This is a genomic window from Bradyrhizobium sp. 159 (genome assembly GCF_023073795.1).
Taxonomy (GTDB): Bacteria; Pseudomonadota; Alphaproteobacteria; order Rhizobiales; family Xanthobacteraceae; genus Bradyrhizobium.
The window spans coordinates 234,871-255,176 of the sequence record NZ_JADPKE010000041.1 but is presented as its reverse complement, the minus strand read 5'-3'; the positions used below and the strand labels follow the sequence as shown (position 1 = coordinate 255,176).

19 protein-coding genes are annotated in these 20,306 nt (G+C 65.4%); 11 read left to right on the top strand and 8 right to left on the bottom strand.

Annotation, left to right across the window (positions count from 1 at the left end):
* Positions 1 to 7: 7 nt before the first annotated feature.
* From IVA96_RS10305 to IVA96_RS10295, 3 genes are read left to right on the top strand one after another with little or no spacing between them, the layout of a single operon-like run.
* Positions 8 to 1,093, top strand: a complete 1,086-nt coding sequence (locus tag IVA96_RS10305) for a branched-chain amino acid ABC transporter permease (RefSeq protein ID WP_247276285.1) — start codon at positions 8 to 10, stop codon at positions 1,091 to 1,093.
* Positions 1,080 to 1,814, top strand: coding sequence for an ABC transporter ATP-binding protein (locus IVA96_RS10300; RefSeq protein ID WP_247276286.1), 735 nt, complete (start codon positions 1,080 to 1,082; stop codon positions 1,812 to 1,814). The genes IVA96_RS10305 and IVA96_RS10300 overlap by 14 nt, the downstream gene beginning before the upstream one ends.
* Entirely contained in the window at positions 1,807 to 2,502 is a 696-nt protein-coding gene (locus IVA96_RS10295) for an ABC transporter ATP-binding protein (RefSeq protein ID WP_247276287.1), read from the top strand. Before IVA96_RS10300 ends, IVA96_RS10295 begins: the two co-directional genes overlap by 8 nt.
* 87 nt (positions 2,503 to 2,589) lie before the next feature.
* On the opposite strand, the gene IVA96_RS10290 is transcribed toward IVA96_RS10295, so the two are convergent.
* The 4 genes from IVA96_RS10290 to IVA96_RS10275 form a co-directional block, all read right to left on the bottom strand.
* Positions 2,590 to 4,098 (bottom strand): murein L,D-transpeptidase family protein, encoded by a 1,509-nt coding sequence (locus IVA96_RS10290; protein WP_247416999.1) that lies wholly within the window; start codon positions 4,096 to 4,098, stop codon positions 2,590 to 2,592.
* A 433-nt stretch (positions 4,099 to 4,531) separates the two neighbouring features.
* Entirely contained in the window at positions 4,532 to 5,494 is a 963-nt protein-coding gene (locus tag IVA96_RS10285; RefSeq protein WP_247276289.1) for an acetyl-CoA carboxylase carboxyltransferase subunit alpha, read from the bottom strand.
* Positions 5,495 to 5,808: 314 nt separating this feature from the next.
* Positions 5,809 to 6,765 carry a site-specific tyrosine recombinase XerD gene (gene xerD, locus IVA96_RS10280; protein ID WP_247276290.1) on the bottom strand — a complete coding sequence of 319 codons (957 nt, stop codon included), beginning with the start codon at positions 6,763 to 6,765 and terminating at the stop codon, positions 5,809 to 5,811.
* Between the two features lie 16 nt (positions 6,766 to 6,781).
* The gene (locus tag IVA96_RS10275; protein WP_247276291.1) at positions 6,782 to 6,928 is read right to left on the bottom strand and encodes a histidine kinase; all 147 of its coding nucleotides are present in this window, start codon (positions 6,926 to 6,928) and stop codon (positions 6,782 to 6,784) included.
* A gap of 159 nt (positions 6,929 to 7,087) precedes the next feature.
* Between IVA96_RS10275 and IVA96_RS10270 the strand changes: the two genes are divergently transcribed.
* The 3 genes from IVA96_RS10270 to IVA96_RS10260 all read left to right on the top strand — a co-directional run bounded on the left by IVA96_RS10270 (position 7,088) and on the right by IVA96_RS10260 (position 10,258).
* Positions 7,088 to 7,699 carry a shikimate kinase gene (locus IVA96_RS10270; protein ID WP_247276292.1) on the top strand — a complete coding sequence of 204 codons (612 nt, stop codon included), beginning with the start codon at positions 7,088 to 7,090 and terminating at the stop codon, positions 7,697 to 7,699.
* Positions 7,696 to 8,838, top strand: a complete 1,143-nt coding sequence (gene aroB, locus IVA96_RS10265) for a 3-dehydroquinate synthase (RefSeq protein WP_247276293.1) — start codon at positions 7,696 to 7,698, stop codon at positions 8,836 to 8,838. Before IVA96_RS10270 ends, aroB begins: the two co-directional genes overlap by 4 nt.
* Positions 8,839 to 8,905: 67 nt before the next feature.
* Positions 8,906 to 10,258 carry a hemolysin family protein gene (locus IVA96_RS10260; RefSeq protein ID WP_247416996.1) on the top strand — a complete coding sequence of 451 codons (1,353 nt, stop codon included), beginning with the start codon at positions 8,906 to 8,908 and terminating at the stop codon, positions 10,256 to 10,258.
* Positions 10,259 to 10,295: 37 nt separating this feature from the next.
* Here the strand turns inward: IVA96_RS10260 and IVA96_RS10255 are convergent, their stop codons facing one another.
* Entirely contained in the window at positions 10,296 to 10,565 is a 270-nt protein-coding gene (locus IVA96_RS10255; protein ID WP_247276440.1) for a BolA family protein, read from the bottom strand.
* A gap of 157 nt (positions 10,566 to 10,722) precedes the next feature.
* On the opposite strand from IVA96_RS10255, the gene IVA96_RS10250 reads away from it, so the two are divergent.
* On the top strand, positions 10,723 to 11,358 hold the full coding sequence (locus tag IVA96_RS10250) for a DnaJ domain-containing protein (RefSeq protein WP_247276295.1): 636 nt from the start codon (positions 10,723 to 10,725) through the stop codon (positions 11,356 to 11,358).
* Between the two features lie 102 nt (positions 11,359 to 11,460).
* Here the strand turns inward: IVA96_RS10250 and IVA96_RS10245 are convergent, their stop codons facing one another.
* The gene (locus IVA96_RS10245) at positions 11,461 to 12,504 is read right to left on the bottom strand and encodes a sensor histidine kinase (RefSeq protein WP_247276296.1); all 1,044 of its coding nucleotides are present in this window, start codon (positions 12,502 to 12,504) and stop codon (positions 11,461 to 11,463) included.
* Positions 12,505 to 12,660: 156 nt separating this feature from the next.
* A complete protein-coding gene (locus IVA96_RS10240; protein ID WP_247276297.1) occupies positions 12,661 to 13,764 on the bottom strand; it encodes a citrate synthase/methylcitrate synthase in 1,104 nt (367 codons plus the stop codon).
* 78 nt (positions 13,765 to 13,842) lie between these two features.
* Here IVA96_RS10240 and IVA96_RS10235 point away from each other — a divergent pair, with 78 nt between their 5' ends.
* Entirely contained in the window at positions 13,843 to 15,072 is a 1,230-nt protein-coding gene (locus tag IVA96_RS10235; protein ID WP_247276298.1) for a citrate synthase family protein, read from the top strand.
* Positions 15,073 to 15,252: 180 nt separating this feature from the next.
* On the opposite strand, the gene IVA96_RS10230 is transcribed toward IVA96_RS10235, so the two are convergent.
* Complete coding sequence (locus IVA96_RS10230; RefSeq protein ID WP_247276299.1) at positions 15,253 to 15,912, bottom strand: DedA family protein; 660 nt, start codon at positions 15,910 to 15,912, stop codon at positions 15,253 to 15,255.
* Positions 15,913 to 16,208: 296 nt separating this feature from the next.
* Here IVA96_RS10230 and cobS point away from each other — a divergent pair, with 296 nt between their 5' ends.
* The 3 genes from cobS to IVA96_RS10215 are packed head-to-tail and all read left to right on the top strand — an operon-like array spanning position 16,209 to position 20,250.
* Positions 16,209 to 17,207, top strand: coding sequence for a cobaltochelatase subunit CobS (gene cobS, locus IVA96_RS10225; RefSeq protein WP_247276300.1), 999 nt, complete (start codon positions 16,209 to 16,211; stop codon positions 17,205 to 17,207).
* 47 nt (positions 17,208 to 17,254) lie between these two features.
* Positions 17,255 to 19,156, top strand: coding sequence for a cobaltochelatase subunit CobT (gene cobT / locus IVA96_RS10220; protein WP_247276301.1), 1,902 nt, complete (start codon positions 17,255 to 17,257; stop codon positions 19,154 to 19,156).
* Positions 19,153 to 20,250, top strand: coding sequence for an esterase-like activity of phytase family protein (locus tag IVA96_RS10215; protein WP_247416992.1), 1,098 nt, complete (start codon positions 19,153 to 19,155; stop codon positions 20,248 to 20,250). The genes cobT and IVA96_RS10215 overlap by 4 nt, the downstream gene beginning before the upstream one ends.
* Positions 20,251 to 20,306: the final 56 nt, after the last annotated feature.

Here is a 20,306-nt window from a genome sequence, read left to right as displayed (position 1 = left end):
GAAGCCGATGAGCGGGGTAAGAGAGGCCATCGCCGGCGACGAAGCGGACGACGCGATGGCTGAACGCGTGGCAGCGGGACGGGCCAGGAAACAAACCGGGGCAGGACGAAAAGTCCTGCCGATCGTGGAGGGCGTCGTGCTGGTCGCGGCACTGCTCGCGCCGCTGGTGCTCCAGGACTACCTCACCGTGTTCGCGACGCGCGTGATCATCCTCGCGCTGTTCGCGCTGTCGTTCGACCTCGTCTGGGGTTATGCCGGGATCATGAGCTTCGGTCAGGCCCTGTTCTTCGGATCGGCCGGCTATGGCGTCGCGCTGCTCGCGCGCGACCTCGATATCACCAACATGTTTCTGGTGCTGCCGGCGGGCACGCTGATCGGCCTGACCTTCGCGCTGCTGCTCGGCGGCTTTCTGTTGCTGGGGCGGCATCCCTCCAGCGTGATCTTCGTGTCGCTGGGCACGCTGACGGGCTCCTACGCGGCCGACCGCCTGGCGCGCGGCTGGTACTATCTCGGCGGTCAGAACGGCATCCCCTCGATCGCGCCAATGTCGCTTGGTTCATACGAACTCTCGGAAGGGCCGGCCTTCTATTATCTCGTGCTCGGCATCCTCGTCGTGGTCTACCTGCTCTGCCGCTTCCTGGTGCGCTCGCAGTTTGGCCTTGCGCTGGCAGGCCTGCGCGAGAACGAGCAACGCATCGCCTTCTTCGGCTACAAGGCGCAGCATCTCAAAGCCATCGTCTTCACCATCGGCGGCGCCATCGCCGGGCTGGCCGGCAGCCTCTATGCCTTCCATGAAGGCTTCGTCTGGCCCAACATGGTCGGTGTCGTGGTCTCGACCCAGGTGGTGCTCTACGTGCTGTTCGGCGGCTCCGGCACGCTGATCGGCGCCGTCATCGGCGCCGTCATCGTCGAAGGCGTCAGCTTCTGGCTGTCGGACAATTACCGCGACATCTGGCCAATCATTCTGGGCTTGTTGCTGCTGCTCGTGATCCTGTTCCGGCCGCTCGGCTTGATCAGCTTTGTCCTCGGCGAGCGTGAACGCGTCGGCAGCTTCGGTGCCAAACCCAAGGAGAAGCGCAATGCCGCTCCTTGAAGCCTCCGGCATCAGCAAAGTCTTTGGCAAGCTCACCGCGCTCGATGGCGCGGCGCTCAGCGTCGGCGAAAACGAGTTTCACGGGCTGATAGGACCGAACGGCTCCGGCAAGAGCACGCTGATGAAGTGCGTCGCCGGGGCCGAAGTGCCGACGCAGGGCAAGGTGAGCTTCGTCAACACTGACATCACCGCTCTCACGCCGACCGAGCGCGCCCGCGCCGGCATGAGCCTGAAATTCCAGATCACGTCCGTGCTGCCGTCGCTGACCCTGTACGACAACATCCTGCTTGCGCTGCAGGCGCAGTCTTCGTTGTTCGATCTCGTATTCTCGCGCACGCGCAGGCTGCTGCACGACCAGGTCATGACCATGCTGACGCAGTTTCGTCTGGCGAACCGCGCCTTCGATGCGGCCGCCGCGCTGTCGCATGGCCAGCAGCAATGGCTGGAGATCGCGATGGCGCTGGCGGGCAAGCCAAAACTCCTGCTGCTGGACGAGCCAACCGGCGGCATGAGCCTCGAGGAGCGCCGCGTCACCGGCGAACTGCTCGAGCCGATCAAGCAGCATTGCTCGCTCGTCATCGTCGAGCACGACCTCGATTTCATCCGCGACATCTGCGATCGCCTCACCGTGCTCGACCAGGGCAGGGTGCTGGCATCAGGCACGGTGTCCGAGATCCAGGCCAACAAAGCCGTCCAGGAGATTTATCTGCGCCGTGCCTGAATTTTTGGACATCAAGCATCTCGATGCTGGCTATGGCCGCAGCCAGGTGCTGTTCGGCGTCAGCCTCGGCATCCCCTGGCGCGGCGGCGTCGCCGTGCTCGGCCGCAACGGCGCTGGCAAGACCACGCTGATGAAGACCATCGTCGGCGAGCTGCCGGCCTGGAAGGGCGAGGTCGCCTTCGACGGCCGCGACATCAGCCGCCGCGCCACCCAGGAGCGCGTGCGCGCCGGCATCGGCTATGTCCCGCAGGAGCATTCGGTGTTCGCGCGCCTGTCGGTGCGGGACAATCTCGCCGTCGGCTCGCTCGCGAACAAGGACGCCAGTGCGGTCGACCGCGTGCTGACCATCTTCCCGAAACTTGGCCAGCGCCTCGACCAGCCCGCCGGCACGCTCTCTGGCGGTGAACGCAAGATGCTTGCGATCGGCCGTGCCATGCTGGGCGATCCCAAGCTGTTGCTGCTCGACGAGCCGACCGAGGGCGTCTGGATCGGCGTGATCGAGGAGATCACCGAGCGCCTGATCGAACTCGCGAAGACAATCGCCGTCATTATCGTCGAGCAGCACCTCGACTTGGCGCTGCGCGTCGCCGACTACGCTTACGTGCTGGATCGCGGCAGGGTCGCGCTGCAAGGCGAGGCGGCGGAGGTGAGGGGCAATCCGGAGCTGATGCGGTATCTGGCTCCGTAGGCTCTCGCCGGAGCGTGGCGCTCTCACCCTTCGCGGCGAATGACAGCATTGGTCTGGGATGGACCTTGGATTGCGCGAAGCGCCGCCCTACTTCACCGCCCCAAAGCGGCTGTCGAACGAGCTCGACTGCACCACCGGCGCGGCGCCGGCCATCTGTCCGCTGTCAGCCGCCCCATCCGACACTGACGGCTTCAACGCCGGGCGGGTTGCGGCGAGGCGGGTATCGGGCTGCTTGGCCGGCTTGGCGGCTACGATTGCCTTCGGCGCTTCCTTCGCCGCATCCTTGGACTTGTCATGCCCCGGCACGAAGCGGGTCACTGCGGCCTTCAGCCTCGACGCGGCCATGGGCGGGGTCGTCGTGGTCGGCGCCACGGACGCCGTGGCTTGCGGCGCAGGCGTGGTCGCCGTGGTGTCGGCGGTACCCAGGCCCATCTTGCGGCCGAGGTTGGAGAAGAAGCCGCCTTGTGACTTTTCTTGTGATTTCTCGCTCGGAGCGGCCGAGGCGACGCGGGTGCTGGTCGCGGGCGCGCTGCTAGCTGTGAGCGGCTCGTCCTGCGGCGCAGGCGCGGACGCGGCCGCATCGAGGTTCGGCTTGGGCGGGTTGACGTGGCCCGGAATCGTGCCGGGCGCCTTGGCCATGGCCAGCATCTGGAGCGTGGTGCCTTCGGCGCCCTCCGACAGGCCGGTCGAGCCTTCCGGAATCTTCGCCGCGAAAATCTTGTTCATGCCGCCGTCAATGCCGGTGTTCATCCGTGCCACCGGCGTACCCTTGGCGACGAGCTTTGCGTATTCGGCCTCGTCCTTCGCCTGCTTCTCACGCACGGCGCGAGCGATGTCTTCGGGGATCACATAGGCCGGGCATTTTGCCGAGGCGTCGAACACCGGGTCGCGCTTGGCGTCCGCCGGCTTGGCTGCATCGAACACGTACTTCTTCTCGCAGAAATCGACCTTCGGCTCCTGCCGCGTCACCTCGAAATGATCATAGCCCTCCTTGATCATCTTCCAGAACGGCATGTTCGGATTGTTCCGGTGCTTGGCCATGTTCACCGGCGTCATCTTGAAGGGATAGGCCTGGAGCTGGAACGCCTTCTGGCCGCCGAAAAAGGATTCGCGCCCTAGCGAATAGATCTCGGCGATCTGCTCGTCGGTCATGGCGTAACAGCCGCGCGAAGAACAATCGCCATGCACCATCAGCTGCGAGCCGGTGCGCCCGAGCGCCTTGTCGAACGCGTTCGGGTAACCGGTATTGAAGGACAGGTAATAGGCCGATTGCGGATTCATCTGGCTCGGATTGATCGAGTAGAATCCTTCCGGCGCCTGGCGGTCGCCTTCGCGCACCTTGGGGCCGAGATCGCCCGACCAGCGGCAGATCGGATAGGTCTTGAGCAGCGCGAACTGGCCGCTTCGGGTCTGCTTCCAGACTTCGAGCTCGGCCTCCTGCTTGAACAGGCGGACCAGGATCGGCGATTGCAGATCCATGTCCTTCTCGGTCATCGCGGCGAGCAGCTTTGGCGGCACCGGCTGGTTGGCCTTGGCGTTGGTCGCGAGCGAGACCTGGTCGGTGTCGCAGCCGGTCAGCAGAACGCCGGCCGTCATCAGCGCAACCGAAGCCAAGAGCGCCCGAGCAAGCGAACGAGAAATCAAGATGGACCCCACACCGTGCCGGGCAGAAAGCGCGACCCCAATCGTTTGGAGCATGATCTGACCGGCGAACCAGACCCGTCGTGACGGGCTTTTCAGACCACGCCCCAGCGCTTATGCCCTGAAGCCATTGATTAAAATTCTAACCTCTGGGTCATGTGGTCGCAACCCGAGCGGGGATCACGAGCCCGTTGGCCGAGTGGCATGGTCAACGAAGACTAAATGGACGCGACTTTGGGCCTTACTTGGGCCTTTCGGCCGGATTGGAACAGAGATCGCCGATTTGGGCAAAAAAAGGGTTAACGCGGGGTTACCAGCGGGCCACCAAGGGGTCTCGCGCCCCGATGCAGCGCAGCGCTCCTTCAGCGGTGCGCTTGTTCGGGCCGAATCAGCCCAGTTTCCGGCCGATATCGAGGAATTTCTGCCGCCGCTGCTTGCGGATGGCGTCGCCGTCGAGGCCCCGGAGCTCGTCGAAAGCCTTGGCGATGGCATCGCCGGTGGTGGCGATCATGGCGGCGGGATCGCGGTGGGCGCCGCCGACCGGCTCCTTCAAAATGCTGTCGATCACGCCGAAGCGGAGCATGTCCTGGGCGGTGATCTTCATGTTGTTGGCGGCTTCCTGCGCCTTGGTGCCGTCGCGCCACAGGATCGAGGAGGCGGCTTCCGGCGAGATCACACTGTAGATCGCGTGCTCCAGCATCAACACCTTGTTGGCGGTGGTGATGGCGATGGCGCCGCCCGACATGCCCTCGCCGGTGATGATGGCGACGTTCGGCACGGTCAGCGCCAGGCAGGCATCCGTCGAGCGCGCGATCGCCTCGGCTTGTCCCCGCTCTTCGGCGCCGATGCCGGGATAGGCGCCGGCGGAATCGGCGAGCGACAGCACCGGCAGACCGAACCGCTCGGCCATCTCCATCAGCCGCACGCATTTGCGATAGCCTTCGGGCCGCGCCATGCCGAAATTGTGCCGGATGCGGCTCTCGGTGGAATCGCCTTTTTCCTGGCCCATCACGCAGATCGGCTCGCCGCGGAAGCGGCCGAAGCCGGCGACCAGCGCCTCGTCCTCGCCGAATTTGCGGTCGCCGGCCAGCGGCGTGAACTCGGTGATCAGGCCCTTGATGAAGTCGTTGAAATGCGGCCGCTGCGGGTGCCGCGCCACCAGCGTCTTCTGCCACGGCGTCAGGTTCGCATAGAGGTCGGCCAGCGCTTGCGAAGCCTTGTCCTCGATCCGCCCGATCTCCTCGGCGATGTCGGTGCCGGAAGCTGCGAGCGTGCGCAACTCGTCGACCTTGGAGTCGAGCTCGGCGACGGGCTTTTCGAAGTCGAGATAGCTGCGCATCTGGTCTGGCATCAACTCAATATAGGCGGACGGGGCTGGAGAAGCGAAGCGAGGTTGCGGTCGCGAAAAGAACTGCAGCTTCTTCAATGGCTTGGCTTGTGTGCTCGTGAGCCGCAAGCCAAATCAATCGTGAAGCCCCGGCTCTTTCTGCGGAGATGTGGCCGAAGTCAAGGCCGTTTCGCCATCGCCGGGGTTGGACTCTCGTGTCCGGGACGCGCTGCAGCGCGCCGTAGCGCCGCTGCGCTGAGCCGGGACCCGGCAAGAGGCGTGGGCCCGGCTCAGCGGCGCACCGTTTCACGCTGCGCCGCGCCCCGGGGCACGCGAGATTACTTCTCCGCCAGCGGATGCAGGTCGCGCACCAGGCTCTTCAGCCGCTCCTCGACCACATGGGTGTAGATCTGGGTCGTCGAGATGTCGGTGTGGCCGAGCAGGGTCTGCACGATGCGCAAATCGGCCCCGTTGTGGAGGAGGTGACTGGCGAAGGCGTGGCGTAGCACGTGCGGGGAGACCAGACGGGCCTGAAGCCCGGAGGCGACCGCGAGTTCCTTCAAGTCGCGCGCGAAATGCTGGCGGGTCAGATGTCCGCTCTCGCCGAATGAGGGAAACAGCCATTTCGAAGCAGCCACGCTGTTCTTCTTGTCGCCCTTTGCAGCTTCCGTCGCCGCGAGATAATCTGCCATCGCCTGCCGCGAGGCCTCGTTGAGGGGCACCAGGCGCTCCTTGTTACCCTTGCCGCGCACCACGATCATGCGCGCATCGCGCTTGGCCGCCGAGCGCGGCAGTGCCACCAGCTCGGAGACGCGCAGGCCCGTGGCGTAGAGCACCTCGAGCAGGCAATAGAGCCGCAAGCTGCGCAGCCGTTTCGAGGGCGAGGCATCCGCCGCCTCGCTCAATTCCTTGGCGCGGCGGAGCATGCGGTCGACATCCGCAATCGACAGCACTTTCGGCAGGCCGCGGCCGCGCTTCGGCCCCGACAGGATCGCTGCGGGATCCTCGGTACGGATGCGCTCGTTGAGGAGAAAGCGGAACAGATGCCGCATCGCCGACAGCCGCCGCGCGACGCTGGTGGATTTGAAGCCGCGGGCATCAAGATCGGCGAGATAGTCGCGCAGCGTTTGCGTCTCCGCATCTACAAAAGTGTGGCCGACGCGGTCCAGAAATTCCGAGAGATCGGTGAGGTCGCGGCGGTAGGCGTCGAGCGTGTTGGGCCCGGCGCCCTGTTCCGCCGCGAGCATGTCGAGGAACAGGCCGGTGAGCTGGGTGTCGGAGGGCTTGGTGCGCATGCCCAAAGCCTAGCTGCTATTTCTTGAGAAACTTGTCAGGCGGGATCGTCACCGTCATTTCCCGCGGCTTCGGACTGACGAAGTTTGCCAGCGCGAAGACCGCGCCATAGACGATGCCGGCGATCACGGCGAGGACCGTCAGGAAGCGGAACAGGCTGGGCATCGGCAAAGGGTCTCGATAGCGGTCTTGGCGGGCAAATTAACCAATGAAATCATCCAACATGTTCGCCGTTTCGTGGCAAGAGTCCTCTGGCGAGGCCCCCTGCGGGGTCGTATAGGTGGCGAAAGCATGCCGCCTTTGGCGGCAGATCGAGCGAGATCCATGTCCGACGCCGCGCTGCCGATACCCGGTTCGCCTGAGGCCGACATCCTGTCGGCGCTCGGGGCGCGCTCGATCGTGCTCGTCGGCATGATGGGGGTGGGCAAATCCACCATCGGCCGCCGCATGGCGGCCCGGCTCAAGTTGCCCTTCGTCGATGCCGACACCGAGATCGAGGCGGCGGCCGGCATGACCATACCGGAAATCTTCGAGCGCCACGGCGAGCCGCATTTCCGCGACGGCGAGGCCCGCGTGATCGCGCGGCTGCTGGACGGCGGACCGATCGTGCTCGCGACCGGCGGCGGCGCGTTCATGCGCGAAGAGACGCGCGCGCGCATCGCCGCGAAAGCGGTCTCGATCTGGCTCAAGGCCGACCACGACGTCATCATGCGCCGCGTGCGGCGCCGTGCCGATCGCCCGCTGCTCCAGACCGCCGATCCCGAAGGAACCGTGACGCGCCTGCTCACCGAACGCGAACCGGTCTATCGCCATGCCGACCTCACCATCGCCTCGCGCGATGTGCCGCACGATAAGATCGTCGAGGAATGCATCGAGACCCTGCACGCCCATCTCTGCGGCGTGCCACCTGCCGACCTTGCGAGTGCCGTACGATGACTGCGCCTTTGAAGCATTCCGATCCTGTCAATGTCGATGTCGCGCTCGGCGACCGCGCCTACGACATCGTCATCGGCCGCGGCGTGCTGGCCTCGCTCGGCGAGCGCGTCGCGCGCTTGCGCCCCGGCGTGCGTACCGCCGTTGTGACCGACCGCACCGTCGCAAAGCACTGGCTCGAGCCCGCCGAGGCGTCGCTTGCCGCAGCCGGCATTCCGACCTCGCGCATCGTGGTCGAGGAAGGCGAGATCTCCAAAACCTATGCGGGCCTGCAAAAGGTCAGCGAGGCCCTGATCGCCGCAAAAATCGAGCGCAACGATCTCGTCATCGCGCTCGGCGGCGGCGTGGTGGGCGATCTCGCCGGCTTTGCCGCGGCGATCCTGCGCCGCGGCGTCGATTTCGTGCAGGTGCCGACCTCGCTCTTGGCGCAGGTCGATTCCAGCGTCGGCGGCAAGACCGGCATCAACTCGCCGCAGGGCAAGAATCTGCTCGGCGCCTTCCACCAGCCGATCCTTGTCATCGCCGACACCGCCGTGCTCGACACGCTGTCGCCGCGGCAATTCCGCGCCGGCTATGCCGAGGTCGCCAAATATGGCGTGCTCGGCGACGAGGCCTTCTTTACCTGGCTGGAGAAGAACCATGCCGATATCTTCAGGGGCGGCTCGGCGCGCGAGCATGCGATCGCGACGTCGTGCCGCGCCAAGGCCGCAATCGTCGCGCGCGACGAGCGCGAGACCGGCGAACGCGCGCTGCTCAATCTCGGCCATACCTTCGGGCATGCGCTGGAAGCGGCGACCGGCTTCTCGGACCGCCTGTTCCACGGCGAGGGCGTCGCGATCGGCATGACGCTGGCGGCGCAGTTCTCGGTCCGGCTCGGCATGATCGGCGAGCTGGACGCGGCGCGCGTCGAGCGGCATCTGGCCGAAGCCGGCCTGCCAACGCGCTTGCAGGACATCGCGGGTTTTGCGCAGGAGGGCCTTGCCGATGCCGACGCGCTGATGGCGCTGATGGCGCAGGACAAGAAAGTCAAGCGCGGCAAGCTCACCTTCATTCTGCTGGAGGCGGTCGGCCGCGCCGTGATTGCGAAGGACGTCGAGCCGACGCTGGTGCGCGATTTCCTGCAGTCGAAATTAGCGCAGTGATGGCGGGATCGATTGGATCTGCCGCCCGCGAAACGGCGCGGAACGCCGAGGCGATCGCGAGGCAAACATGAGTTCGATTTCCATCAATCTGCTGCTTGCTGTCCTCCTGCTCGCTGCCAACGCATTTTACGTGGCGGCCGAATTTGCCCTCGTGAAGAGCCGTGGGTTTCGCGTCAAGGCAATGGTCGAGCAGAACCGCTTCGGCGCACGCCTGTTGCAGACGATGATGGGGAATATCGAATCCTATCTCGCCTGCTGCCAGCTCGGCATTACCATGGCCTCCCTTGGTCTTGGCTGGATTGGTGAGCCGACCGTTTCTGCGCTGCTGAGCCCGATCCTCCATCCGCTCGGCTTGTCGGAGGCGACGCTGCACTTCACCTCGTTCGTGGCGGGTTTTCTGGTTTTCTCCTCGCTGCACATCATCATCGGCGAACAGGTGCCGAAGACGCTTGCGATCAGGGAGCCGGTGCCGGTGTCGCAGTGGATTGCGTATCCGCTTCATGTCTCCTACCTGGTGTTCTACCCGCTGAGCTGGTGTCTCAACACGGCTTCGGGTGCGATCTTGCGTCTGATCGGCGTTCAGGAGTTTTCGCAGCACGAGATCCTGACGGATTCCGAGATCGAGGGCCTGGTTGAGGAATCGGCCGTACACGGCAAGATCGAGAGCGGCGAGGCCGAGTACATTCATAATGTCTTCCGCCTCGGCGAGCTGACCGTGTCCGACGTGATGGTTCACCGCACCGCGATGGTGATGATCAATGCCGATCTCCCGCCGGAGGAGCTGGTGCGGGAGGTGCTGGCCACCGAATACACCCGCATTCCGCTGTGGCGCGACAAGTCGGAGAACATCATCGGCATTCTGCACGCCAAGGATCTGTTGCGCGCAATCCGCGCGTCGGAGGGCGATACCTCGCGCATCGATGTCACCACCATCATGCTGCCGCCCTGGTTCGTGCCGGAAATGCGGCCGATATCCCAGCAGCTCAAGGCGTTCCGCCGCCGCAAGACCCATTTCGCGCTGGTCGTCGACGAATACGGCGAAGTCGAAGGGCTCGTGACGCTGGAAGACATTCTGGAGGAGATCGTCGGCGACATCGCCGACGAGCATGACGTCGTGGTCGCCGGCGTGCGCCGCCAGCCCGACGGCTCTGTCGTGGTCGACGGCTCGGTGCCGATCCGCGATCTCAACCGCGCCCTTGACTGGCACCTCCCCGACGAAGAGGCAACCACGGTCGCGGGCCTCGTCATCCACGAGGCGCGTTCGATCCCCGACCGCGGCCAGAGCTTCACCTTCCACGGCTTCCGCTTCCGCGTCCTCCGCCGCGAACGCAACCGCATCACCGCGCTCCGTATTTCACCGGTGCCGCGGGAGGCCGAGCTGGAGGAAGCCAAGCCGCGAAGGGCCGGGACGTCGTTTTGATCTCGCTTACCCTCCCCTCCCGGGGAGGGTAAGCAAATCACCCTTCCCCCGGCGCCTGCGCGTGGATCGCGAGCGCGTGCACGCCGCCGGCGAGTTCCGCGGCCAACGCCGAATTTATCATGCGGTGGCGATCGACCCGGCTCTTCCCTTTGAAGGCGGCAGATACGATATACACACGGAAGTGCGACTCGCCGCTCGGTCGATGGCCGGCGTGGCCCTCATGCAAATGTGACTCGTCGACGACTTGCAGGCTTTCCGGCGTGAAAGCTTCCTGCAACTTGTTGCTGATAACGTCTCTGATAGCCATGTGAGCCATTAAGGGACGCGATCGCGCTCCGTCAACACCATAGGCCGCCTCTGGCGGCCGTTCTGAAAAACGCCGAAGTGAAACTTCGGCTACGGGTTTCAAGCTAATTGCAATGTCAAGACTTGAAGGTTTTTGCATTGCGTAGTCAAAGTCAGCCATGCCGATCGATTCATCAAAGTTCTTCGACTCCATCCGGGTCAAGCCGCGGGGCAAGCAGCCGGAAGTGAAGCCGCGCGACACCGTGGTCAATTGCGAATGGACCGGGTGTCAGAACAAGGGCGCACATCGTGCGCCCAAGGGTCGCGACAATCAGCGTGAGTACTGGCACTTCTGCCTGAACCACGTGCGCGAGTACAACCAGAATTACAATTTCTTCTCCGGCATGAATGCCGACGCGGTCGCGCGCTACCAGAAGGATGCGCTGACCGGTCACCGCCCGACCTGGAAGATGGGCGCCAATGGCGGCGTCAAGAAAGGCGCGGAGGCGGAGATCGACAGCGCCTTCGATCCGTTCAGTATGTTCCAGGAGCTCAACGGCCGCGCCAACTGGCGCGGCGGCCCGCAAGCCCCGCCCAAGGCCGAGACGCGCAAGATCATGAACGCCGAGCGCAAGGCGCTCCAGGTCATGGGCCTCGGACCCGAGTCCACCCTCGCCGACGTCAAGAGCAAGTACAAGGCGCTGGTGAAGCAGCATCATCCCGACGCCAACGGCGGCGACCGCTCCACGGAAGACCGTTTGATCGAGATCATCAAGGCGTATAATTACCTGAAGACGGTGGTCCGCGAGGCCTAGCGCATTCGGGAAGCGTGCATCGGCCTTCAGAGGATTTGCTTTGGCGACAGTCCAAAGCGCGATGACAAAGCGCGATGACGATGCATCCGGATCTGGTCGCGCTTACTTAGTGACGTCCGGGAACGCCATCTGGCACACCAGCCCTTCCGGCTTCCACTGCCGGGTGATCCTTCCGCGCAAGGTCCGGATGATGCCATCGACCGCGCCGATGCCAAAGCCCTTGCGCGTCGGCGGTTCGTTGACCGGGGGACCGTCGCGCTCTGACCAGTGCAGCACGAGAGGGTCTGCACCATTGGTCTCCCAGCGGATCTCCAGCCTGCCTGAAGGCGTCGACAGCGCCCCGTATTTAGCGGCGTTGGTCGCAAGCTCGTGCACGGCGACCGCGATCGATTGGGCGAGCGTCGCCGGCAGCCGGAGGTCGTCTCCAGCGATGCTGATACGTTCGCCGTCTGCGCCTGCGTACGGCCGGAGTTCCTCTTCGACGATGGTCTTCAGACTCGCACCGGTCCAGCGCGATTCCGAGAACAGCCTCTGCACATTGGCAAGCGCGCTGAGACGGCCTTGAAACGCGGCCTGGAATTCTGCAGCGGTCTCGGCCTTGGTCAGCCGCAGCATCGCCTGGGTCACCGCGAGCAGATTGTTCGAACGATGATCGACCTCGTAAGCCAGGAGCATCATCCGCTGCTCGGCCTGCTTGCGAGCCGTGATGTCGACCAGCATGTTCACCGCGCCGACCAGTCGGCCGCCTTCGTCGCGCAGCGGCGTCGGATACGGCATGAAGCAAATCCTTGAGCCGTCCGGCCGTTCGGCCACAGCCTCGACGTCGCGCACCGGCCGGTTCTGCTTGAGCGCGACGGCCATTGGGCACTCATCGTGGGGGAGCGGCGTGCCGTCGGGCAGATAGAGCTTCCATGTCACGCACCACATCTCGCCGATGTTTGGCGTGCGTCCGGCGAACTCGATGCAGGCTTGATTGAAGAAGGTGATGCGGCCCTCTGCGTCGGTGGTGTAGATCGCGGCGGGCAGCGCCTGGAGCAAGTCCCGGAATCGCCTCTCGGAATCCCCACCGGCAGCGCTCCTGTTCGCTGCTTGCCTCGCGATCTCGCCGATCCTGGCCTCGTCCGAATGTCCAAGCAAGTCCAGCATCGCGTTCCTCTACGGGCCAGATCAGCTAATTCGCCGGCCGCGTATACGTTCCACGGTGCTCGCCCGGGACGTGCAGATCTCCTCAACCTGCACAGATCAGGACTTCGCCCGCACGACAGCGGAGTGGGAGCTCCGCTGTCGCCTTTCCCTTAGTCTTTAGTCGCCTGAAGCCTTCGGCATGGCCCCCACATAGGACGAGCTCGGCCGGATCAGCCGTCCCGTGCGCTGCTGCTCGCGCGCATGCGCGGTCCATCCTGCCGCGCGCGCCAGTGCGAAGATCGGCGTGAAGGCCTGCCTCGGAATTGCGAGTGCATCGAGCAGGATGGCGGTGAAGAACTCGACATTGGTCTCCAGCGGCCGGTCCGGATTCTTCTTGCGCAGCGCGCTGCGGATATAGGCCTCGACCTCGCCGGCAAAGGGCAGGTCGGCGCCATTGGAAGCCAGGGCCTCGATCGCGGTCTTCAGCACGTCGGCACGCGGGTCGCGGACGCGATAGACGCGGTGACCAAAGCCCATCATCCGCTCGCCGCGTGCCAGCGCCGCGTCGACCCAGCTCTGGATGCGTTCGCGCGAGCCGATCGCGTCGAGCATTTCCAGCACGGGCTCCGGCGCGCCGCCATGCAAGGGACCGGTGAGCGCGCAATAGCCCGCGGTCACGGCGGCGAACAGATCGGCTTGCGTCGAGGCCACCACGCGGGTCGTGAAGGTCGAGGCATTCATGCCGTGGTCGCAGACGGTGACGAGATACGCATCGAGCGCGGTGACCTCGCGCGTTGCAGGCGCCTGCCCGTGCAGCATGCGCAGCGTGTCGGCGGCGTGGCTCATGCTGCGATCGGGCGCGACCGGCTCGAGCCCCCCGGCACGGCGGACCAGCGCGCCCGCAATCACCGGAAACGCGCCGACGATAGTTGCTTCATGCTCCAGGCCGTATTCGGCGCGAAGGCCCGCGACGGCCGCACGAAACCCGTCGACGATGCCCATGCCGCGGGTTGCCGGCAACAGGTCCGGCAATCGAGCGAAGGCGCGCTCCCGCGCGGTGCCCAGGCTCGCCCGCACATTGGCCTCGCTTAAGCTGGTCTTGTTGGCGCCGTTCCAGAGCCGGGCGGTGACGCCCTCAAAACTCGATCTGGCGGCGAGGCTGCCGACATGCTCGCCGGCGATGATCAGCTCGCCGCGCTCGCCGTCGACATGGCTCAGCACGGTCTCAGCGGCGGGAACGCCGTCCAGTCCGATCTGGCTTTTGGTGAGGTGGATGTTCATGGCCCAATCTCCTGTTTGACGCAGGGGGAAGGGTCAGGCCTGTCGACAGATTGATCAATCTTGATTACATAAATCAATATGAAAAATTCCAACGAGCTCTACCTCTCCGCCCGGGAAGCCGCCGCCGAGCTCGCGATCTCGCCGGCCACGCTCTATGCCTATGTCAGCCGCGGTCTGATCCGCTCCGAGCCGACGCAGGATTCGCGAAAAAACCGCTACCGGGCCGAGGACGTCCGCGCGCTCAAGGAGCGCCGGGTGCCGTCGCCGGAGCCCAGGGGCCTGCGCAGCTTCGACGCCGATTTGCCGGTGATGGACACGGAGATCTCGACCATCACCGAGGAGGGCGCGATCTACCGCGGGGTGAATTGCGTCGATCTCGCCGAGAACGATGCGCTCGAGCATACGGCGACGCTGCTGTGGGACGTCTCTGGCGTCGATCCGTTCGATCAGGACAATCAGCCGCTTCTCTCCGAGGAGATGCGCATGATCGGGCAAGCCGCGCGTCGGGCCGCGCCGATCGACCGCGCCATTGCGGTGCTCGCGCTGGCTGCGAGCGCCGATCCCCGCGCTTTCACCCGCGCGCCCGATGGCCGTGCCATGGTCGGCGCGCGCATCGTCCGCCTGCTGGTCGCGACCATGCTCAATGCCGAGCCGTCGGCCGAGCCGCTGCATCAGCAGGTTGCGAAGGCATGGGCCGCGGACAACAAGCACGCGAGCGATCTGATCCGCCGCGCGCTCGTGCTGCTTGCCGACCATGAACTGAACGCCTCGACCTTCACCGCGCGCTGTGCCGCGTCGACCGGCCTCAATCTCTACGACTCGGTGATCGCCGGCCTCGCCGCGCTCAAGGGGCCCAAGCACGGCGGCGCCGGCGTGCTGGCCTCGCAGCTCGTGAAGACGCTGATCGATCGCGACGTCGAGCCGATGGTGCGCGAACGCGTCGCGCTCGGCGAGCGCTTTGCCGGCTTCGGCCATGGCGTCTACAAGCGCGGCGATCCTCGCGCGCAATCACTGCTGAATGCCTTGTCGCGCGCAGGCGCACCGCGGAAGTTCACCCGCGAGGTGCCGGAGCGGATCGCGGAAGCGACCGGCGAGTTCGTCAACATCGACTATGCACTCGCCGTGCTCGTGCACGCCCTGCGCCTGCCTGCCGGCAGCGAGCTCGCTCTGTTCGCCATGGCCCGCAGCGTCGGCTGGATCGCCCATTCCAGCGAGCAATTGCAATTCGGCAAGCTGATCAGGCCAAGGGCCAGGTATGTCGGACCGGCACCGGGACGGCGGGCGGGGGTTTTGGAGTCGAAGACCTGACCAGGAGCGCGCCTTCACCCTCCCCTGGAGGGGGAGGGTCGATCGCGCGTAGCGCGAGCGGGGTGGGGTGATCTCTCCACGCGGGCAGTGTTCGACGTAGAGAGACCTTCACCCCACCCCGTCTCACATTTCGCTGCGCTCCATGTGAGCCGACCCTCCCCCTCCAGGGGAGGGTAAGATCTACGCCCGCGGCTTGGCCGCCGCGATGCTACCGCCGTTGCGCCGGCGATGGATCAACACTCCCACGCCAAGCACGATCGCCACCCCTACCACCGTCAGCATCCAGATGTGCTTGCCGATATGGCCGTGATGATGCAGCCCGGCATATTCGTGGAGCGCTGAGACCGCCAGCACGCCGGGCAGCACATGCGCGGGCGCCCAGGCCAGGATCGCCGGGATGTTCACCGCGTAGAATTTCGCCGGCGCCATGCCGAGCGCACCCGCGGTAACAGGCACGAAGGCGCGGATCGGGGGCACGAAACGGGCGAAGAACACCGCCCAGGTGCCGAAGCGATGGAAGAAATTCTCGCTCTGCTCGACCACGCGCGGGTAGCTGGTCAGCGGCCAGGTGTTGAGGATCTCGCGCTGTCGCCGGTGCCCGATCCAATAGGCCGATCCGTCGCCGAGCACTGCCCCGAGTGCGGCCGCCAGCAACACCCATGGCAGCTTCAGTTCGCCGCCCGGAACCAGCGCGCTCAGTGCCAGGATGATGGTCGAGCCGGGGATTACCGACCCCACCACCGGCACCGCTTCGAGCAGCGCCGCGAGAAACAGGGTCAGATAAGCCAGCCACGCATGGGCCGAGACGAAGGCGATGAGGGGATCGAGGAAGGATGTCACGTCGTCTCTATGGTGGGCTGGAGCACTGGAAGTCAGACCCTACATGGGTAAGTGCATGCGGCAACAGGGCCATCCGCGCAGGCAGAGGGGTCAACCGCCCGAAATTCGAGCGTGATTCGCAAGGCAGCCCTCCAAAAACTGCGTTCCTTGCCTATCTAAATGAAAAGACACTGGAACTTTGATTAGGGGGCGGGCTTCTGCCCGCTCGTTGTCTCTGATAGGTTGATTTTCAGCACCCAGCCGCAGCCAACGTGCAAATAACCGGTTTCGGGACCGCCCGGGACCTCGGAGGATTGATGACGACCGCCGCTCTGTCCAAAGTTGAGGAAGTTTCCGGTCTGCCCGACATGAAGGTGTCGGTGCGCCAGGTGTTCGGAATCGACAGCGATCTCGAAGTCCCGGCCTATTCCGAAGTCGATCCTCACGTGCCCGAAGTCGATTCCGACTACCGCTTCGACCGCGCCACCACGCTTGCCATTCTCGCGGGCTTTGCCCGCAACCGCCGCGTCATGGTGACCGGCTATCACGGTACTGGCAAATCCACCCATATCGAGCAGGTCGCCGCGCGGCTGAACTGGCCCTGCGTGCGCGTCAACCTCGATAGCCACATCAGCCGTATCGACCTGGTCGGCAAGGACTCCATCGTGGTCCGCGACGGCAAGCAGGTCACCGAATTCCGCGACGGCATTTTGCCCTGGGCACTGCAGAACAACGTCGCGCTGGTGTTCGACGAATACGACGCCGGCCGCCCGGACGTGATGTTCGTGATCCAGCGCGTGCTGGAGGTCTCGGGGCGCCTGACCCTGCTCGACCAGAACAAGGTGATCAAGCCGCATCCGGCGTTCCGGCTGTTCGCCACGGCGAACACCGTCGGCCTCGGCGATACCTCCGGTCTCTATCACGGCACCCAGCAGATCAACCAGGGCCAGATGGACCGCTGGTCGATCGTCACCACGCTGAACTATCTCAGCCACGACGAGGAAGTGGAGATCGTGCTGGCCAAGGCCAAGCACTATCGCTCCCAGGAGGGCCGCGACATCGTCAACAAGATGGTGCGCCTCGCCGACCTCACCCGCAACGCCTTCGCCAACGGCGATCTGTCGACGGTGATGAGCCCGCGCACGGTGATCACCTGGGCGGAAAACTCCGACATCTTCGGCGACATCGGCTTTGCCTTCCGCGTCACCTTCCTCAACAAATGTGACGAGCTCGAGCGCCCGCTGGTCGCCGAGTTCTACCAGCGCTGCTTCAACGCGGAGCTGCCGGAATCGGCGGTGAACGTGGCGCTGAGCTAAAGGTTTGAGATGTCGTCCCGGCCTTTCGGGACGACGGATAGGGTGAGATGACCACCTCCAACTCCAAATTCCGCAGCAGCAAGGAAGCCCCGACCGAGCCGTTCAAGCGCTCGGTCGCCTCCTGTCTCAAGGCGATCGCGAAGACGCCCGAGCTCGACGTCTCCTTCGCCGCTGAGCGCCCGGGCCTTGCGCCCGGCAAGGCGCGGCTGCCCGAGCCTGCGCGCAAGATGACCAAGCGGGACGCCGCGGTCGTGCGCGGCCACGCCGATTCCATCGCGCTCAAGCTCGCCTGTCACGATCCGAAAGTGCATCGCAAGCTGATGCCCGGCAATCCGCAGGCGCGCGGCGTGTTCGAGGCGGTGGAGCAGGCGCGGGTCGAGGCGATCGGCGCGCGCCGCATGGCGGGCGTTGCGAAAAACCTCACCGCGATGCTCGACGATCACTTCCATCGCGGCAAGTTCGACGAGATCACCGACCGCGCCGATGCGCCGCTGGCCGACGCGCTGGCGATGCTGGTGCGCGAGCGCCTGACCGGCATGGCGCCGCCGGCGGCCGCCAGGAAGATGGTCGACCTCTGGCGTCCCATTCTCGAAGACAAGATCGGCAAGCGGCTCGACCGGCTCGACGGCGTGCTCGAGGACCAGACCCGGTTCGGCGATGCCGTGCACGATCTTTTGTCGGCGCTCGAGCTCGGCGACGAGCGTAACGCCGACACCGAGGACAATGACGAGAACGACGAGAACCAGGACGGCGACAACGACCAGTCCGGCGCCGAAGGCTCGCCCGATTCCGACGCCGCGCAGGAGATGAGCGCCGACCAGGCCGAGGCGACGTCGGAGGAGATGAGCGAGAGCGCGATGGAAAGCGCGCAGGCCTCGACTTCGGACACCTTCGACGACGGCGAACTCGGCGACGACGAGACGCCGGGCGAGGCGACGCGGCCGAATTCGCGCGGGGCCAACGAGCCGCGCGGGCCGGAATACCATGCGTTTGCGCCGAAATTCGACGAGGTCATCGCCGCCGAAGACCTCTGCGACCATGACGAGCTGGAGCGGCTGCGCGCCTATCTCGACAAGCAGCTCGCGCACCTGCAAGGCATCGTTGCCCGCCTCGCAAACCGCCTGCAGCGCCGCTTGATGGCGCAGCAGAACCGCGCCTGGGAGTTCGATCTCGAAGAGGGCATCCTCGATCCCGCGCGGCTGTCGCGCGTCGTGACCGATCCCTATCACCCGCTGTCCTTCATGCACGAGAAGGAGGCGACGTTCCGCGATACCGTGGTGACGCTGCTGCTGGACAATTCCGGCTCGATGCGCGGACGTCCGATCACGGTCGCCGCCACCTGCGCCGACATCCTCGCCCGCACGCTGGAGCGTTGCGGCGTCAAGGTCGAGATTTTAGGCTTCACCACGCGCGCCTGGAAGGGCGGGCAATCGCGCGAGGCCTGGCTTGCCGCTGGCAAGCCGGCCAATCCCGGCCGCCTCAACGATCTCCGCCACATCATCTACAAATCCGCCGACGCCCCCTGGCGTCGTGCGCGGAAAAATCTCGGCCTGATGATGCGCGAGGGGCTCCTCAAGGAGAACATCGACGGCGAGGCGCTGGACTGGGCGCACAAGCGCCTCTTGGCGAGGGCCGAGCAGCGCAAGATTCTGATGATGATCTCGGACGGCGCGCCGGTCGACGATTCCACGCTGTCGGTCAATCCCGGCAACTATCTCGAGCGGCACCTGCGCCACATCATCGAGGAGATCGAGACCCGCTCGCCGGTCGAGCTGATCGCGATCGGGATCGGCCATGACGTGACGCGCTATTACCGCCGCGCGGTGACGATCGTGGACGCCGAGGAGCTCGGCGGCGCCATCACCGAGAAGCTCGCCGAACTCTTCAGCGAGACCAACACCGCGCCGAGCCAGCCGGCCAGCCGGCAGCGCCGCAAACTGCATTCGTGAGCGCAGCTTCGTCCCGCCGCAGCTTTCTCGGCCACGCGGCGGCGGGATTTTCCATTCTGACGATGCCGCGATTGGCGCGAGCGCAGGCGCAATTGCACCCTGCGATCGAGCCGCCGCCGCGCGCGCTCCACCTCGAGCACGCCGTCGCCGCGCCCGTCAGCGTGGAGGTCAATGCGCGCACCATCCCCAATTTCGAGCCGCGCGACCGCGCGCGCACGCGCTTCGGCTCGCTGGATTTTCGCAGCGGCCTGGTGCTGACCTCGCCCTATCGCGGTTTTGGCGGCCTGTCCGGCCTCCGCTTCCTCGACAACAAAGGTGAACGCTTCCTCGCGATCTCCGACCAGGGCGGCTGGTTCACCGGTGCCATCCGCTATTCCGGCCGCGAGATGGTTGGGCTCGCAGACGTCGAGGCCGCGCCGCTGCTCGGTGCGGACGGGCGGCCGATCACGGACAAGCGGCTCTGGTACGACACCGAGGCGCTCGCGCGCGACGGCAACCTCGTCTATGTCGGGCTCGAGCGCGTCAACCAGATTCTGCGCTACGATTTCGCCAAGGGCGGCACCCGCGCCCGCGGCGAGGTGATTGCCGTGCCGCCGGCGTTGCGCAAGCTGCCCTCCAACAAGGGGCTGGAGGCGATGGTCATCGTGCCGAAAGGGCAAGGCCAGAGCCAGCCGCTCGCCGGCACGCTGATCGCCTTCTCCGAGCGCGGGCTCGATGCCGACGGCAACCTCACAGCCTTCCTGATCGGCGGCCCGGCCCCGGGCCAGTTCAGCGTGCGGCGCTCCGAAAACTTCGACATCAGCGACGCCGTGCTGCTGCCCTCTGGCGATCTCCTCATCCTCGAGCGCAAATTCTCCTGGTTCACCGGCGTCAATATCCGCCTCCGCGCGATCCCGCTCAAGGCAATCGCGCCGGGTGCGCTGGTCGACGGCCTCACGCTGTTCGCCGCCGATCTCGGCCACGAGATCGACAACATGGAAGGCATCGACGCCCACGTCACGGCCGGGGGCGAGACCGTGCTGACCCTGATCTCCGACGACAATTTCTCGATGCTCCAGCGGACCCTGCTGCTGCAGTTTACGCTTGTGGAATAGCCGGCGGTCTCTCCCCGTCATTGCCGATGCGGAGGCGGGCTCGCGCCAAGCCAACA